This window comes from Claveliimonas bilis (assembly GCF_030296775.1).
Taxonomy (GTDB): Bacteria; Bacillota; Clostridia; order Lachnospirales; family Lachnospiraceae; genus Claveliimonas; species Claveliimonas bilis.
In genome coordinates, this window is sequence record NZ_AP027742.1 from 116,605 (window position 1) to 134,050 (window position 17,446).

Here is a 17,446-nt window from a genome sequence, read left to right on the forward strand (position 1 = left end):
TTCTTCCTCTTATTTTGTGTTTTTTGTCCATTTTTCAGGATCTACATCCATAAACCTTGCTCTTTTAAATCTGTCTTTCTGGTCAAATGGAACAGTACAGTCGAAAATAGTCTTGCACGCAATCCCATGATCCCTGATACTTACGGAACAAGACGGATCATTGGATGGATCCAGCGGATGACAGCGGACGCCTGGAATTGTGATAATATCTGCATCTCCCTGGAACCGTGTATTCATTGCCCACAATACATCGTTCATATCAAAGCAGTCCACATCATCATCCACAAGGAACACATGCTTCAGTTCACTGAAAGCAGAAAATGCCAGAAGCGCTGCCTGTCTCTGCCGCCCTTCGTCACTTGCTTCCTTCTTCTGAAACTGAAGAACCGCCATATATTTTCCGCCTCCTGCGGAAGCACAGTATACATTTTTCAGCCTTCCCGGCATTGCTTTTTCCACCATTCCATAAATACTGGCTTCTGTAGGGATTCCTGCCATAGATACGTGTTCTTCACTTGGTCCGATGCAAGTCTGCATGATAGGATTTTCTCTATGAGTCACAGCTTTTACTTTAATCAGCCAGCAATTGGAACTTGCAGGTCCTGTATATCCTGGAAATTCAGGCATTGCATATCCGGTATGGCTGTTTTGATCTTCCTGCACCCTTACGCCCGGAATCACTTCTCCTTCTATTACATATTCTGCATTTGCAATAGCCCGCTCATTAACTGTAAGACATTTGCACAGCTCTACCGGTTTTTCGCGGAGAGCACCTGCAACTGCAAGTTCGTCATAACCAAGAGGAGTAGTAGGCGGCTCAAAGCAGGAACCGATCTCTATTGCCGGATCTACACCAATACTGATGGAAATCGGCAGTTTCTGTCCCAGCTGTTCTGCTCTTTCTGCCATAGCTCCGATATGTCTTGCTCCCGGCGTAAAGAAAATAGAAAGCTCATCTTTTCCCTGGATGCAGAGCCTGTGGATCGTCACATCACTTAGTCCTGTATCCGGATGTGTGGCATAGCACATTCCCATTGTAATATAGGGACCTGCATCATCCGGCGTATTGGTAGGCGCCGGAACAAGCTTATAGAGATCAAAATCCTCTTCATCCGCACGGTGTACGACCTGCTGGCATGGAGCCGGTTCCTTTGTAACAACAGGCGGAATCGGATGATCCACACTACGATAAAGCATTTTTCCCAGATCTTCAGGTTTTCCGCCAAGAAGAGCTGCCACCCTCTTTCTGCTTGCCAGAAGCCCAATTGCAACTCTTGCCCCGGGATGTCCTTTTACATGATTAAAAATCATGGCAGGTCCTTCTTTTGTAGGGCGCATCACCGTTCCTCCTGCTCCTACATGTCTATATACGCCGGACAATTCCGCCATCGGCTCCACTTCCGTATCTGTTTCTATCAGCTGTCCCGGCAGGCTTCTTAATAAATCAAGAGCACTTCTTAAATCATTTACTTTATAATCATTCTCTCTATGTTCCACTCTTGTTCCCTCCTTATTTTCATTACTATTTTCTTTTTCTATTTTATTTAATTTTCCTTTTTGAAGCAATTCCTTTTCTGTGCAGATTCATTCCATAATCGAATGAATGACATGTTATTATATAAAATTACAAAAATACCCGGGGTATAATGCAATCTGACACGTAGTAAACTTAAAAAATGTTACGTCCCCAATTGCATTATACCCCGGGTCATTTTATAATTATCTTATCTACAAAAGGAGGTTTTTTCTATGACTACATCTATTGACATGGAACACCTGAAACAGGATGCTGTAGATATTTTCCATTCTGGTTTCACCTGTTCAGAATCTGTAATTTATGCGATTAAAAAAAATTTTGAATTGGATATGCCTGATGACGCTCTTGCCATGAGCACCGGATTTCCATGGGGACTTGGCGGAGGAGGCTGTATCTGCGGCGCTCTTGCAGGTTCAACTATGTGCATTGGCTACTTTTTCGGACGGACTAAGCCCGGTGATCCCAGCAATGGTTTCTGCTTCCAGCTGTGCAATGAAATGCATGACTTTTTCAAGGAAATATGCGGCGGAACCTGCTGCCGTGTTCTGACAAGAGGTATGGAAAAAGATTCTCCGGAGAGAAAAGCTCAATGTACTAAATTTGTAATTGCCGCTGTTGAAAAAACTGCCCAGATCATTATCCGGGAATTTGAACACAGCAGATTTTACAATAAGTAAAAAAGATAAGTAAAAGAAAAAGCACCCTGCAAGTGAACAGCCATTAAATAGCGTATCAATTGCAGGGTGCTTTTATTTCTTTTTATTGATTACATCAATATTTTACTGCTCTTTTGTATCCTCTTCCGAGTCATTATCATCTTCATCGCCTTTTCTTACTTTCGCGATACTTGCAACTTTATCATTTTCTTGTAAATTAATAAGTTTCACTCCAGAAGTAATCCTTCCAAGTATAGATATACTTGCACATTCCATCCGGATCACAATTCCTTCTGTATTGATGATCATGATCTCATTTTCTTCATTTACTGCCTTGATGCCCACAACATTTCCTGTCTTCTCGGTGATCTTGTAGCATTTCACACCTTTTCCGCCTCTGTTCTGGGTAGTAAATTCATCCATAGAAGTACGTTTTCCCATTCCTCTTTCTGATACGATCAGAAGGTGTGTTCCCTGGGAATCAAGCTGCATTCCGATAATTTCATCATGATCTGTCAGATTCATTCCTCTGACACCCATAGAAGTACGTCCGGTAGGTCTTACATCCTTCTCGCTGAAACGAATACACTGTCCATATTTTGTAGCAAGAAGAACATCCCTGTCATTATCCGTATATTTTACTTCTATCAGTTCATCATCTTCCCGAAGTGTAATGGCTGCAAGCCCTGTCTTTCTTACATTGGCATATTCTTTCAGAGGCGTTTTCTTTACAAGTCCTTTTCTGGTTGCCATAAACAGATATTCTCCATCCCGGTATTCATCAATCGGAATAACTGCTGTAATTTTTTCCTCCGGCATAATCTGAAGAAGATTGATGATCGCTGTTCCTCTGGCTGTCCTTCCGGCTTCCGGAATCTCATATCCTTTCAGTCGGTATACACGTCCTGCATTTGTAAAGAACATAATGTAGTGATGTGTATTTGTCATGAACAATTCTTCTACATAATCCGCATCAATTGTCTGCATTCCTTTGATTCCTTTTCCGCCCCTGTTTTGAGCTTTAAAGGTATCTTCTGACATTCTCTTGATATAGCCAAGTTTTGTCATTGTGATAACCACATTTTCTTTTGGAATCAGATCTTCCATAGAAATATCATATACATCAAAACCGATCTTTGTTTTTCTGTCATCGCCGTATTTATCGCGAATCACAAGAATTTCTTTACGGATCACTCCAAGAAGAATTTTCCGGTCTGCTAAAATAGCTTTTAATTCCTTGATCTGCTCCATCAGCTCATTATATTCTTTTTCCAGTTTTTCTCTTTCCAGACCTGTCAGAGCACGAAGACGCATATCTACAATTGCCTGTGCCTGCGCGTCTGAAAGATCAAACCGTTTAATAAGTTCTGCCTTAGCAATCTGCACAGTCTCAGAACCACGGATGATACTGATCACTTCATCAATATGATCCAGAGCAATAAGCAGACCTTTTAAAATATGAGCTCTTTCTTCTGCCTTATTCAGCTCATATTTTGTTCTTCTTGTTACAACCTCTTCCTGGTGAGCCAGATAATGATTCAGCATATCAAGAAGATTCATTACTTTCGGCTCATTATTTACCAGAGCAAGCATAATGACTCCGAAAGTATCCTGAAGCTGTGTATGTTTGTAAAGCTGGTTCAGAATGACATTTGCATTGGCATCTCTTCTTAGTTCAATACATACCCTCATCCCTTCCCTGCTGGACTGATCACTTAATTCTGTGATCCCGTCAATCTTTTTATCTCTGACAAGTTCGGCAATCTTCTCAATCAGTCTTGCCTTATTTACCATGTAAGGAAGTTCCGTAACAATAATCCGGCTTTTTCCATTTGGAAGAGTCTCTATATCTGTCACTGCACGAACCCTGATCTTGCCGCGCCCTGTACGGTACGCCTCCTCAATTCCCTTTGTTCCGAGAATAGTGGCTCCTGTCGGAAAATCAGGACCTTTTATGATATTCAGTATATCTTCCATTGTAGTAACGCCCTTGTCTTCAATCTGATCATCTATGATCTTCACAACAGCGTCAATAACTTCTCTTAAATTGTGAGGCGGAATATTTGTTGCCATTCCGACTGCAATACCGGAAGTACCATTTACTAAGAGATTTGGAAATCTTGACGGAAGTACAACAGGTTCCTTTTCCGTTTCATCAAAGTTTGGTGCAAAATCAACGGTATCTTTATTGATATCTGCAGTCAGCTCCATTGATATTTTACTTAACCTTGCCTCTGTATAACGCATGGCAGCCGCGCCGTCTCCGTCCACGCTTCCGAAATTTCCGTGACCGTCAACAAGAGGATATCTGGTTGACCACTCCTGCGCCATATTGACAAGGGCTCCATAGATAGAACTGTCTCCGTGAGGATGATACTTACCCATGGTATCACCGACGATACGGGCACATTTTCTGTGTGGTTTATCCGGCCCGTTGTTCAGCTCGATCATAGAATAAAGGATTCTTCTTTGCACCGGCTTTAATCCGTCTCTTACATCCGGAAGCGCTCTGGAAGCAATAACGCTCATGGCGTAATCAATATAGGATTTCTCCATTGTTTTTTTCAGGTCTACTTCCTGGACTTTATCAAAAATGTTATCTTCCATTCTTTTCTACCTTTCTGTCTGCTTATCAGGCATTCAAATTATATATCCAGATTCTGAACATATTTTGCGTTTTCCTCAATAAATTCACGTCTTGGTTCTACCTTATCCCCCATCAGGGTTGTAAAGGTCAGATCCAGCTCTGATGTTGTCTCATCATCCATCACCACTTTTTCCAAAATGCGGTGTTCCGGATCCATGGTTGTCTCCCATAGCTGCTCAGCATCCATTTCTCCAAGTCCTTTGTAGCGCTGAATCTTATTATTTGAATCTCTTCCTACTTCCTGCAGAATCTTGTCTAATTCTTTTTCATCGTAGGCATACCAGATCTTTTTATTTTTTTCCAGCTTAAAGAGAGGCGGTTTTGCAAGATATACATATCCCTGCTTTATAAGCTCAGGCATAAATCTGTACATAAATGTCAAAAGCAGCGTACTGATATGTGCTCCGTCCACATCGGCATCTGTCATAATAATGATCTTATGATAACGAAGTTTTGATATATCAAAATCATCGTGGATACCTGTTCCGAATGCAGTGATCATTGCTTTTATCTCCGCATTGGCATAAATCTTATCCAGACGGGCTTTTTCCACATTCAATATCTTTCCTCGAAGGGGAAGGATAGCCTGTGTTGCCCTGTCTCTTGCCGTTTTGGCAGATCCTCCCGCGGAATCTCCCTCTACAATATAAATTTCGCAGTTTGCAGGATCCTTATCTGAACAATCTGCCAGTTTTCCCGGAAGGGACATTCCATCCAGAGCAGATTTTCTTCTTGTCAGATCTCTTGCCTTTCTTGCTGCTTCTCTTGCTCTTTGGGCAAGAACCGATTTTTCTATAGTGGTCTTGGCAATCGATGGATTCTGTTCCAGATAGATTTCCAGCTGCCTGCTCACTACATTATCCACAGCTCCTCTTGCCTCGCTGTTTCCAAGCTTTTGTTTTGTCTGTCCTTCAAACTGAGGCTCTTCAATTTTTACACTAACAATAGCTGTCAGGCCTTCTCTTATATCTTCTCCTGAAAGGTTTGGCTCGCTGTCTTTTAAAAGTTTATTTTTTCTTGCATAATCATTAAAGGTCTTTGTAAGCGCATTTCTAAAACCTACAATATGTGTTCCGCCTTCAGGAGTTGTAATGTTATTAACAAATCCATACGTATTATCTGTGTAGGAATCGTTATGCTGCATTGCAACTTCCACCTGCACGTTATTTACCATTCCTTCACAGTAAATAACATCCTCATAAAGCGGAGTGCTGCTTCTGTTCAAATACGTTACAAATTCTTTGATTCCCCCCTCATAATGAAAGGACTTTTCCACATCCCCGTCCTCTGGTCTGTGATCTGTCAACACAATTTTCAGGCCTCTGGTAAGAAACGCCATTTCCCGAAGCCTTCTTTTAAGCACATCATATTCAAAAACGGTTTCCTCAAATATAGTATCATCCGGCATAAAAGTTACCTTTGTTCCTGTCTTATCGGGATCGCATTCCCCGATCACTTCCAGTTTATTGATAACTTTTCCTCTTTCATAACGCTGTTTATAAATTTTTCCTTCATTACAGATTTCCACTTCCAGCCAATTGGAAAGAGCATTTACAACAGAAGCCCCTACTCCGTGAAGTCCTCCGGATACTTTATATCCTCCGCCTCCGAATTTTCCGCCGGCATGAAGTACAGTAAAGACAACTTCTACAGCCGGAATGCCTGCCTTATGATTAATTCCAACCGGAATCCCCCGCCCATTGTCAGTTACTGTAATGGAATTATCTTTATTGATTTCCACATAAATACTGTCACAGAATCCTGCCAATGCTTCATCTACGGAATTATCAACAATCTCATAGACAAGATGATGCAATCCTCTTGCAGATGTGCTTCCGATATACATACCGGGCCTTTTTCTTACAGCCTCAAGTCCTTCCAATATCTGAATTTCATCTGCACCATACTCATGCTGTACCTTTTCTGTACTCATAATATCCTCCTAGTTCTCCATTGTCACATGCCCCTGATGGACATGAAATACTTTATTAACAGAAAAACGCTTATTTACAAATTCATCTACTCCTGTACATGTAATCAAAGTCTGAATATCATTTATACTTTCTAATAAATAGTTTTGCCTGTATTTATCCAGTTCAGACAAAACATCATCAAGAAGGAGTACAGGGGTATCCTTTACAGACATTTTTACCAGTTCAATCTCTGAAAGCTTCAAAGAAAGAGCTGCCGTCCTTTGCTGTCCCTGCGATCCAAACTTACGTATATCTATTCCGTTTGTTACAAAACATATATCATCTCTGTGGGGACCGCATGTGGTACTTTTCATACGCATATCTCTTTCCCTGTATTTTTTCAACGAATCCAAAAGAGACATTTCTCCTGTATCAGGCTCATATGAAACCTCTATTTTTTCTGTATTTCCGGTTAATCTACAGTGAATATCTGAAATAATTTCATTAACCTGGTTAATAAATTTATTTCTTGTTTCTATTAATTTTTCGCCATATTCTGCAAGCTGGATATCCCATATATCCAATGTATCCAGAAGTCCTTTTTCTGTATGTTCCTGTCTTACTATATCTTTCAGCAAGTGATTTCTCTGGTTTATAATACGGTTATAATTAGATAAATTACTAAGATATACTTTGTCAAGCTGTGAAAGCTCCAGATCGATAAATCTTCTTCTCTCTGAAGGACCGTTTTTTATAATATTTAAATCTTCCGGTGAGAAAAAAACAATATTTACAATACCAAACAATTCGCTGGCTTTTTTGATAGGCATTTTATTTATGGCAATTCCCTTGGGACTGTTCTTTTTCAGATGAATATCAATTTGATAAATAATTCCTCTTTTTTCGATAAATGCTTCAATATGCGCTTCATCCTGTCCGAAAAGAATCATGTCTCTGTCTTTTGTACCTCTGTGGGACTTTGTTGTCCCGCACAGGTAGACAGATTCCAGTATATTTGTTTTTCCCTGGGCATTATTTCCATAAAAAATATTAGTAGAATCATCAAAATCCAGATTCAGAATATCATAATTTCTGAAATTCTTGAGTTTCAAAGATTTAATCTTCAATTTTTATCTCTTCCCCGTTATAAGTAACAATATCTCCGGCATACAGCTTTCTGCCCCGTCTTGTATCGGTTTCACCATTTACCTTAACAAGGCCGTCCTGGATCACTTCTTTTGCTTCTACACCGGATTCTACAAGCCCGGCCGCCTTAAGCGCCTGTCCCAGCTTGATAAATTCATCCCTTAAATGTACAGACTGCATTTTTTATTCTCCTCTTCCCTTAAATCGCATTAAAATTTACAGGAAGAATCAGATAAATATAATTTTCTGCTTCATCCTTAATAAAACATGGCGCCTTTGCATTCATAAGATAAAGATCCACTTCCTCATCATCGATTACTCTTAAAGCATCGATCAAAAATTTAGGATTAAATCCGATCATAAGATCCTTTCCTTCTTTATGGATCATAATATCTTCATTCATAGAGCCCAGCTGTGATTTGATCCGAAGTTCCATAACTTCGTCACCAATATTAATAATAATTGGTTTTTTATCCCCTTCTTTTACAAGAAGAGTAGCTCTGTCAATACAATTCAAAAGCTCTCTTTTATTGATCCTTACCTTTGTTTCATAATCACTGGAAAGCATCTGATCGATCTTGAAGTATTCTCCTTCGATCAGTCTGGAAACAACAATAGTATTATCAAACTCAAATACAATATGATTATTTGTAAAGTACATACATACTTCACTTTCAGCTTCACCGGAAAGAATCTTACTGATCTCGATTAATGTTTTTCCGGGAACAACAATCTTTCTGTCTTCGCAAGGCTCTTTTAATTCAATTTTACGAATAGAAATACGATGGCCGTCCAAAGATACCACTCTTAAAATTCCATTCTGTATTTCAAACAATTCTCCTGTCATCAGTTTATTGCTTTCATTATCAGCAATAGAAAAAATGGTCTGTCTGATCACTTCTTTTAATGTAAACTGTGAAATTGTAACAGTCTCATTTTTTTCGATAATAGGAAGATAAGAAAAGTCATCTCCTGATTTACCGGAAATATCAAATTTAGCTTTCTCACAGGTAATTGTCATCTGAAGATTGTTATCTGTCTCAATCACAATTTCATTATCAGGAAGCTTTCTTACAATCTCTGAAAAGATTTTTGCATCAATGGCAATCATGCCATGTTCTATAATTTCTCCTTCTATCTCTGTCTGAATACCAAGTTCCATATCGTTGGCTGTAAGTCTTATGATATCCATAGTGGCATCGATAAGGATACATTCCAGAATAGGCATTGTTGTTTTAGAAGGAACTGCTTTAGATACAATACTGACTCCTTTTACGAGATTTGATTTATTGCATATGATTTTCATAGCTGTGTATAACTCCTTTCACACGCGAAGTAAATAAAAATATATATTATAATTTCGTCTTATTCTTAGTAGGGCTTTTGATAAGGTGGAAAACCCCTCTAAGGCTTTGTATTCAGGGATTTGTCACTTTAAAAAGTATGTGGAAACCATTTTATTTCCATGTGGAACTGATTTGGAAAACTCTGTTCATGTTACAGACAAAAAAGAAATCAAAATGTTAATCCCCAGCTTGTCCACATAGTTATAAACAAGCTTTCCACGAAAGATTCCAAGCCTTTATAAAGGATTGATCTTCTTTTTAATGATATCTATTGTATTGTTAAGTGTTTCATTTTCTTCTATTTCAGATTTTATTTTATTTACGCCATGATTGATGGTGGAATGATCTTTTCCTCCAAGAATAATACCGATAACTTTCAATGATGTATCTGTCATGCTTCTGCAAAGATACATGAAAATCTGCCTTGGAACAGCAATTTCAGCATTTCTTTTATTGCTTTTTAAATCATCTATTGATATGCCGAAATGTTCAGATACGGTATCAAGAATAAGTTCCGGCGTTACTTCCCGCTGATTTTTGGAAGAAATGATATCCTTGAGAGCTTCTGCTGCAAGAGTGATATCAATTTCCCGCTGATTATTTTCCAGTTTGTAAAGCGCAATCAGTTTATTAAGAGATCCTTCCAGTTCACGTATATTTGTTTTTACATTTGATGCAATATACTCCAGAACATCGGCCGGAATGTTATACTTCTGTAAGGAATCCATTTCAATCTTTTTCTGAAGGATTGCCATTCTTGTCTCATAATCAGGAGTAGATATATCGGCAATCAGCCCCCATTCAAACCGGGTACGAAGTCTTGCCTCCAGCGTTTCAATATCCTTGGGAGGACGGTCACTGGAAATAATGATCTGTTTCCCGGCTGTATGTAAATGGTTGAAAGTGTGGAAAAATTCTTCCTGGGTACTTTCTTTTCCAATAATAAACTGAATATCATCAATAAGCAGAACGTCATTATTTCTATACTTATCACGAAAATCCGCCATAGAAGTTTCCTTTGGATTTTTCAGTGCGTGGATCAGTTCATTGGTGAAAGTTTCGCTCGTCACATACAGAACTTTTTTCTTTGGATTTTTTTCCAAAATAAAATGAGCAACGGAATGCATCAGATGAGTCTTCCCAAGTCCTACACCTCCGTAAAGGAAAAGGGGATTGTAAACTTCACCGGGAGATTCCGCTACCGCAAGAGAAGCAGCATGTGCAAAGCTGTTGTTTCCACCTACAACGAAAGTATCAAAAGTATATTTCGGATTCAGACCTGCCTTTTGTGCAGCTGATTTTGTTTTCTTTTTTTCAGAAGTTTTGGAGGCCATCTCCATAATTTCCTCTAATTGTTCATCGTCCTCAGAAATGAATACCACCTCGTATTCTTTTTCCGTAATTTCTGCAATAGAAACGGTAAGAGGAAGTCTGTACTTTTTATCAATATATTCGACGCTGGCATTCATATTGACAAGAATAAATACCGTGTTGTCTACTACTTTATAAACCCTCAGAGGTTTTATCCAGGTATTAAAGGAAACATTGGATAATTCATGTTCAATCCTTAAATGTTCAATGATTTCCTGCCATTTTTCTTCTACGATGTTCATTACAATTAACTCCTAATCTATCTGCATTTCAGGCATTTTATAACAAAAACCACTCCCTTATATTCTACATCAAAACGGATATTTAAGCAATGAAAAAAGCTTGTGGATAACTTTTTGAAAATCAAATCTGTGTAAAATAAAGGATTTGGAAGATAAAAAAAATCAAAATTAACATATTATCCACAAAAAAATTAAAAGATATCCACAAACTGTTGATAACTTTACTTCCTATTTATATATACAAATTTTTCAAAATCGTCGGTTTTGCTTGACTTGCGGGGCTTTTTTGCATATAATCAAAACGATGTCTTTTAGAAATAAGCGGGAGTATTCCTGTGTAAAATATAAGGGAGGTGGATATCAATGAAAATGACATTCCAGCCAAAAAAGAGACAAAGAGCTAAGGTTCATGGTTTTAGATCAAGAATGAGCACAGCAGGCGGAAGAAAAGTTCTTGCTGCAAGAAGAGCAAAAGGAAGAAAGAGATTATCAGCGTAGGCCGCATATTTGTGGCCTTTTCTTCTCTTCTTAATTTTATAAGGAAAGTTTTTGAACTTCCCAGCTAAAAAAAGGGATCATAATATGAATTTTTCCGAATCATTAAAGAAGAATAAAGATTTTCAGTACGTTTATAAAAATGGAAGATCAAATGCCAACAGATATCTGGTTATGTATGTTATTGATAATTGTACGGAAAAAAACAGAATTGGAATTTCAGTGAGTAAGAAAGTTGGCAACAGTATAGTAAGACATCGTTTAACAAGATTGATACGTGAAAGTTACCGTTTGAATGAAGATATGTTTCTAAGAGGAAAGGACATTGTAGTTATAGCAAGAGCAGGATCGAAAGGGAAAAGCTTTAAGGAAATCGAGAGTGCTCTCCTGCATCTTTCCCGTCTTCATAAAATGGTACCCTCCTAGAAAATAAGAGAGGGTAATATAGATTCAGTAAATGGAGTGAAAGACATGAAAAAGTTTTTGATAGGTCTTGTGAGATTTTATCAAAAATATCTTTCAGGAATGAAAGGATATTCTACCTGTATTTATTTTCCCACCTGTTCGCAGTATGCAATAGAAGCTTTGGAAAAATACGGAGCCCTCAAAGGAGGTCTTCTGGCAGTATGGAGGATCCTTCGCTGTAATCCATTTGCAAAAGGAGGATACGACCCGGTTCCATAGAATGATGGAAAGAGAGGTTGTAAAACGAATGACCATAAACGGAGGATAAGTAAATATGGAAGGTGTTGTGTTGACAGCAGCAAATTGGCCTATTGTCGGACAGATTGCATGGCTTTTGGGAAAGGTCATGAATGTTATCTATACGGTCTTAGATAATATTCTTCCTTCAGATGTAGGTCTGGTGGGATTATCAATTATTTTATATACTATTATTGTTTATATGATCATGATGCCGCTCACGATCAAACAGCAGAGAACGTCAAAAATGACAAGCGTTATGAATCCTGAGCTGACAGCAATAAGAAAGAAATATCAGAATAAAAGAGATCAGGCGTCACAGCTGAAAATGAATGAAGAAATGCAGCAGGTGTATGATAAATATGGAACATCCATGACAGGCGGATGTCTGACTATGGCGATCCAGATGGTTCTTCTGTTTGCATTGTATCCTGTTGTTTATGATATGGAAAGTTATGTTCCGGCAATCAAAAATGCAGCTGGTGATGTGCAGAAATTCCTTACTATTCCGGATCTGTCTCTTTCACCGATGCAGATGTTTTCTGAAAGAGCAGAAATAAGCAGTCAGTTTGGAGTTTCATCAGTAATTCTCATTGTAACGGCAATTGCACTTCCTGCCCTTTCTGTTCTGACACAGTATTTAAGTATGAGACTTTCACAGGCTATTTCAGGACAGGCAATGGATAAAGATAATCCAATGGCAGGAACAATGAAAACAATGAATATCACGATGCCGCTTATGTCATTGTTCTTTGTTATATCCCTGCCGGCAGGTCTTGGTATTTACTGGATCATCAGTGCAGTAGTACGTTGTATCCAGCAGGTGATCATTAACAGTCATCTGAAGAAAATGTCAGTGGAAGAACTGATTGAAAAAAATAAAGAAAAAGCTGAAAAGAAACGTGAAAAACGTGGAGAAAAGGCAGAAAAAATAAATGCCATGGCTCAGACAAATGCAAGAAGCATCCAGACAAAAGCAAAGACTTCAGTTATCAGTGATAAAGAAAAAGAAGAAAAACTGAAAAAAGCGGAAGAAAACAAGAAAAACGCAAAGGCAGGAAGTCTTGCTTCCAAAGCAAATCTTGTAAAGAATTATAACGAAAATAAATAAGAAATTCAGAAATGATCTTTTACAGGTTATTTTTGAGAAAATGTAGGGAGGGACATACTATGGATGAAATCACAGTATCTGCAAAAACACTTGATGATGCAATTACGGAAGCCTTGATCCAGCTTGGAGTAACAAGTGATCAGTTAGAGTACGATATTATCGAAAAAGGCAGTGCAGGATTTTTAGGGATTGGAATGAAGCAGGCTGTAATCAAAGCCAGAAGAAAACCTGAGAAAGAAAAAGAAGAAGAATTGTTGGAAGAAAGCATGGAAGAACTGGTAAAAGAAGCTGTTCCGTCCAATATTGATCTCGAAGTAGAAGAAGAGAAAGAACCTGTAAAAACAATCAAAAAGGAAACAAAGAAAGAAATAAAAAAAGATACTAAGAAAGCAGAAACTGAACTTGCCAAGGTAGAAGAAGGTACGATCAAAGAATGTGAGAAATTTCTTCAGAATGTACTTAATTCAATGGGCATGGAAGTAGAGATTCAATCATCCATTGATGAAGAAGGAGCCCTTAATATTGATATGAAGGGCGATAATATGGGAATCCTCATTGGAAAAAGAGGACAGACTCTGGATGCCCTCCAATATTTGACAAACAGAGTAGCAAATAAGATGCAGGCAGGATATGTGAGAGTAAAGCTTGATACAGAAGATTACAGAAGAAGAAGAAAAGAAACTCTTGAAAATCTTGCAAGAAATATTGCACACAAAGTAAAACGAACAAGAAAAGCAGTTTCACTTGAACCGATGAATCCATATGAAAGAAGGATCATCCACTCTGCTTTGCAGGCGGATAAGCATGTAACAACACACAGTGAAGGAGAAGAGCCGTATCGCCGCGTAGTTGTAACACCAGTGAGAAAGTAAAGGGGCAGGGGTTGTAAAACCCCTGCTTTTTTATTCAATAGGAAACTTCGTTCTTCAAATAGGAAGATTTATTTGTTTCAATAATATAGGAGAAGATTGAGTATGGAAAATAATCATACGATTGCAGCGATATCTACGGCTATGGCAGAGTCTGGAATCGGGATCGTAAGAATGAGCGGAGAAGAGGCTTTTGCGATTGCCGATAAAATATATAAAAATAAAAAAGGAAAAAGGCTGTCTGATCAGAAAACTCATACGATTCATTACGGGTTTATTGAAGAAGAGGGAAAAGTAATAGATGAAGTTCTCGTTATGCTGATGAGAGGTCCCCATACTTTTACCGGAGAAGATACAGTAGAGATAGATTGTCACGGCGGCGTTTATGTTGTAAAAAAGATTCTGGAAGCCTGTATAAGAAATGGAGCCAGACCGGCACAGCCAGGAGAATTTACAAAGAGAGCATTTTTAAATGGAAAGATGGACTTGTCACAGGCAGAGGCAGTCATTGATGTCATACAGTCACAAAATGATTATGCATTAAAAAGTTCACTTAAGCAGCTTCGGGGAAGCGTAAAAGAAAAGATAAGTGACTTAAGAAATAAAATTATTTACCACACTGCATTTATAGAGTCTGCTTTAGATGATCCTGAACATATCAGTATTGATGGATATGGAAATGTTTTAAAAAAGGAAACAAAAGAAATTATTGAAGAAATAGAAACTCTTTTAAAAACTGCAGACGATGGAAGGATTATCCGGGAAGGGATCAATACAGTTATTCTTGGTAAACCGAATGCAGGAAAATCTTCTCTGTTAAATGTACTGCTTGGAGAAGAAAGGGCAATTGTAACCGAAATTGCCGGAACAACAAGAGATATTCTTCAGGAAACGATTAATCTCCAGGGAATTTCCCTGAATATTATTGATACTGCCGGAATCAGGAATACAGACGATAAAGTAGAAAAAATAGGAGTGGACAAGGCAAAAGATTATGCAAAAGAGGCGGATCTTATTATTTATGTAGTTGACTCTTCCAATGATTTAGATGAAAATGATTATGAGATCATGAAATTTATTCAGGGGAAAAAATCAATCCTTCTTTTAAATAAGTCAGATCTGGAAAGAAAAGTAACAAAAGAAGAAATCAAAAAAATATGTAAGGAGTATAACATTGAAAATATTCCTGTAATTGAAATTTCAGCAAAAGAAGAAAAAGGGATAGATCGGCTGGAAGAAATCGTGAAAGAGATGTTTTATCATGGTGAAATTTCATTTAATAATGAAATCTATATTACAAATATCCGTCATAAAACAGCTTTGGAACGTGCAAAAGACAGTTTGATGAAAGTGATAGAAAGTATAGAGAATGATATGCCGGAAGACTTTTATTCAATTGATCTTATGGATGCTTATGAAACTCTGGGCAGTATTACAGGAGAGATGGTAGGAGAGGATTTGGTAAATGAAATTTTCAGCAAATTCTGTATGGGAAAGTAAAGATAAATATGATGTAGCTGTCATAGGGGCAGGTCATGCAGGATGTGAGGCAGCTTTGGCATGTGCGAGACTGGGATTTAAAACTCTTGTTTTTACCGTAAGTGTAGACAGTATTGCACTGATGCCCTGTAATCCAAATATAGGAGGAACTTCCAAAGGACATCTTGTAAGAGAAGTGGATGCTCTTGGAGGAGAAATGGGAAAAGTAATAGACAGGACATTTATCCAGTCAAAAATGCTGAACAGATCAAAAGGACCGGCAGTACATTCCTTGAGAGCACAGGCAGATAAAGCATGTTACAGCAGGACAATGCGTCAGGTTTTGGAAAATCAGGAAAATCTGGAAATAAAACAGACAGAAGTTGTAAATATTCTCACAGAAGATATAGAGACACCAGGCGCTGAAAAAAAGAAAAAAGTTATTGGTGTGCAGATTTATTCAGGAGGAATTTACCGCTGTCAGGCAGTTATTCTATGTACAGGAACTTATCTGAAGTCAAGATGTATTTATGGAGATGTAAGTATGAATACCGGGCCAAACGGACTTCAGGCTGCCAATTATCTTACAGACTGCTTAAAAGAGCTTGGAATCAAGATGTATAGGTTTAAGACAGGAACACCTGCCAGAATAGACAAGAATACAGTAGATTTCAGTAAAATGGAAGAACAGACAGGTGATGAAAGAATCGTTCCTTTTTCTTTTACTACAGATCCGGAAAGTATACAAAAGGAACAGGTTTCCTGCTGGCTGACTTATACCAATGAAAAGACGCATGAAATTATCCGGCAGAATCTGGATCGTTCTCCGCTGTTTTCAGGTATGATAGAGGGAACAGGGCCAAGGTACTGTCCTTCTATTGAAGATAAAGTTGTAAAATTTGCAGATAAGAACCGGCACCAGGTATTTATTGAGCCGGAAGGACTGGAAACAAATGAAATGTATATTGGAGGAATGTCCAGTTCTCTTCCGGAAGATGTGCAGTATGCCATGTACCGTACAGTTCCCGGACTTGAAAATGTAAGAATTGTAAGAAATGCATATGCAATTGAGTATGACTGCATTGATGCAAGACAACTGTGGCCTACACTGGAATTTAAGAAAATTGACGGACTTTTCAGCGGAGGACAGTTTAATGGAAGTTCCGGATATGAAGAGGCGGCGGCACAGGGACTGATAGCAGGAATTAATGCAGCAAGAAAACTTCAAGAGAAAGAACCTCTGGTTCTTGACCGTTCAGAAGCTTATATAGGAGTTTTAATTGATGATCTGGTGACAAAAGAAAGTCACGAACCTTACAGGATGATGACTTCAAGAGCAGAATACAGGCTTTTGTTAAGACAGGATAATGCGGATCAAAGGCTGACTGAAAAGGGATATGAAGTAGGTCTTATCACAGAAGAAAGATATCAAAGACTTCTCTATAAGGAAAAGCTGATCGAAGAAGAGATTGAGAGATTAAAAAAAGTACATGTCGGTACTGAAAAGAAAGTGCAGGAAATCTTGCAAAAATATAATAGCACTCCTCTTAATTCCGGCATTTCTCTTGCAGAATTAGTCAGGCGTCCGGAACTTTCCTATGAATGTCTTGAAGAGATTGATAAAGATCGTCCGGAATTTCCGAATGACCTGAAAGAAGAAGTGTGGGAACAAGTTAACATAAATATTAAATATGAAGGTTATATATCCAGGCAAAAGAAGCAGGTAGAGCAATTTAAAAAACTTGAAAATAAAAAAATACCGGCAAATATTGATTATGATAGTATAAAGAGTTTAAGAATAGAAGCTCTGCAGAAATTAAAGGAGTACCGTCCGGTATCAATCGGGCAGGCCTCCAGAATATCAGGTGTTTCGCCGGCAGATATTTCAGTTCTTCTTGTATATATGGAACAATACAGAAACCGGGAGTAAAT

At 38.2% G+C, this 17,446-nt stretch carries 15 protein-coding genes; 8 read left to right on the top strand and 7 right to left on the bottom strand.

Features of this window, described 5'->3' with window-relative positions:
* Nucleotides 1-9: 9 nt before the first annotated feature.
* Nucleotides 10-1,389, bottom strand: coding sequence for a UbiD family decarboxylase (locus tag R2J37_RS00505; RefSeq protein WP_465221519.1), 1,380 nt, complete (start codon nt 1,387-1,389; stop codon nt 10-12).
* A 360-nt stretch (nt 1,390-1,749) separates the two neighbouring features.
* On the opposite strand from R2J37_RS00505, the gene R2J37_RS00510 reads away from it, so the two are divergent.
* Complete coding sequence (locus R2J37_RS00510) at nt 1,750-2,214, top strand: C-GCAxxG-C-C family protein (protein ID WP_316265968.1); 465 nt, start codon at nt 1,750-1,752, stop codon at nt 2,212-2,214.
* A 102-nt stretch (nt 2,215-2,316) separates the two neighbouring features.
* Here the strand turns inward: R2J37_RS00510 and gyrA are convergent, their stop codons facing one another.
* The 6 genes from gyrA to dnaA form a co-directional block, all read right to left on the bottom strand.
* The gene (gene gyrA / locus R2J37_RS00515) at nt 2,317-4,800 is read right to left on the bottom strand and encodes a DNA gyrase subunit A (RefSeq protein ID WP_316265970.1); all 2,484 of its coding nucleotides are present in this window, start codon (nt 4,798-4,800) and stop codon (nt 2,317-2,319) included.
* 38 nt (nt 4,801-4,838) lie between these two features.
* Nucleotides 4,839-6,773: a DNA topoisomerase (ATP-hydrolyzing) subunit B gene (gene gyrB / locus R2J37_RS00520; protein WP_230107467.1), complete on the bottom strand. Its 1,935-nt coding sequence runs from the start codon at nt 6,771-6,773 to the stop codon at nt 4,839-4,841.
* Nucleotides 6,774-6,782: 9 nt separating this feature from the next.
* A complete protein-coding gene (gene recF / locus R2J37_RS00525) occupies nt 6,783-7,880 on the bottom strand; it encodes a DNA replication/repair protein RecF (protein ID WP_316265972.1) in 1,098 nt (365 codons plus the stop codon).
* Nucleotides 7,870-8,079, bottom strand: a complete 210-nt coding sequence (locus tag R2J37_RS00530) for an RNA-binding S4 domain-containing protein (protein ID WP_230107465.1) — start codon at nt 8,077-8,079, stop codon at nt 7,870-7,872. The genes recF and R2J37_RS00530 overlap by 11 nt, the downstream gene beginning before the upstream one ends.
* 19 nt (nt 8,080-8,098) lie before the next feature.
* On the bottom strand, nt 8,099-9,205 hold the full coding sequence (gene dnaN, locus R2J37_RS00535) for a DNA polymerase III subunit beta (RefSeq protein WP_230107464.1): 1,107 nt from the start codon (nt 9,203-9,205) through the stop codon (nt 8,099-8,101).
* 276 nt (nt 9,206-9,481) lie between these two features.
* The gene (gene dnaA, locus R2J37_RS00540) at nt 9,482-10,858 is read right to left on the bottom strand and encodes a chromosomal replication initiator protein DnaA (protein ID WP_256195481.1); all 1,377 of its coding nucleotides are present in this window, start codon (nt 10,856-10,858) and stop codon (nt 9,482-9,484) included.
* Between the two features lie 363 nt (nt 10,859-11,221).
* Between dnaA and rpmH the strand changes: the two genes are divergently transcribed.
* The 7 genes from rpmH to mnmG all read left to right on the top strand — a co-directional run bounded on the left by rpmH (nt 11,222) and on the right by mnmG (nt 17,444).
* A complete protein-coding gene (rpmH, locus tag R2J37_RS00545; protein WP_101695292.1) occupies nt 11,222-11,356 on the top strand; it encodes a 50S ribosomal protein L34 in 135 nt (44 codons plus the stop codon).
* A gap of 84 nt (nt 11,357-11,440) precedes the next feature.
* A complete protein-coding gene (rnpA, locus tag R2J37_RS00550; protein WP_230107462.1) occupies nt 11,441-11,779 on the top strand; it encodes a ribonuclease P protein component in 339 nt (112 codons plus the stop codon).
* 45 nt (nt 11,780-11,824) lie between these two features.
* The gene (yidD, locus tag R2J37_RS00555) at nt 11,825-12,037 is read left to right on the top strand and encodes a membrane protein insertion efficiency factor YidD (RefSeq protein ID WP_230107461.1); all 213 of its coding nucleotides are present in this window, start codon (nt 11,825-11,827) and stop codon (nt 12,035-12,037) included.
* 55 nt (nt 12,038-12,092) lie between these two features.
* Nucleotides 12,093-13,166 (top strand): YidC/Oxa1 family membrane protein insertase, encoded by a 1,074-nt coding sequence (locus R2J37_RS00560; protein WP_230107460.1) that lies wholly within the window; start codon nt 12,093-12,095, stop codon nt 13,164-13,166.
* A 59-nt stretch (nt 13,167-13,225) separates the two neighbouring features.
* Nucleotides 13,226-14,038, top strand: coding sequence for an RNA-binding cell elongation regulator Jag/EloR (gene jag, locus R2J37_RS00565; protein WP_316265975.1), 813 nt, complete (start codon nt 13,226-13,228; stop codon nt 14,036-14,038).
* A gap of 102 nt (nt 14,039-14,140) precedes the next feature.
* The gene (gene mnmE / locus R2J37_RS00570) at nt 14,141-15,535 is read left to right on the top strand and encodes a tRNA uridine-5-carboxymethylaminomethyl(34) synthesis GTPase MnmE (RefSeq protein WP_230107458.1); all 1,395 of its coding nucleotides are present in this window, start codon (nt 14,141-14,143) and stop codon (nt 15,533-15,535) included.
* On the top strand, nt 15,501-17,444 hold the full coding sequence (gene mnmG / locus R2J37_RS00575; protein ID WP_316265976.1) for a tRNA uridine-5-carboxymethylaminomethyl(34) synthesis enzyme MnmG: 1,944 nt from the start codon (nt 15,501-15,503) through the stop codon (nt 17,442-17,444). Before mnmE ends, mnmG begins: the two co-directional genes overlap by 35 nt.
* Nucleotides 17,445-17,446 lie beyond the last annotated feature (2 nt).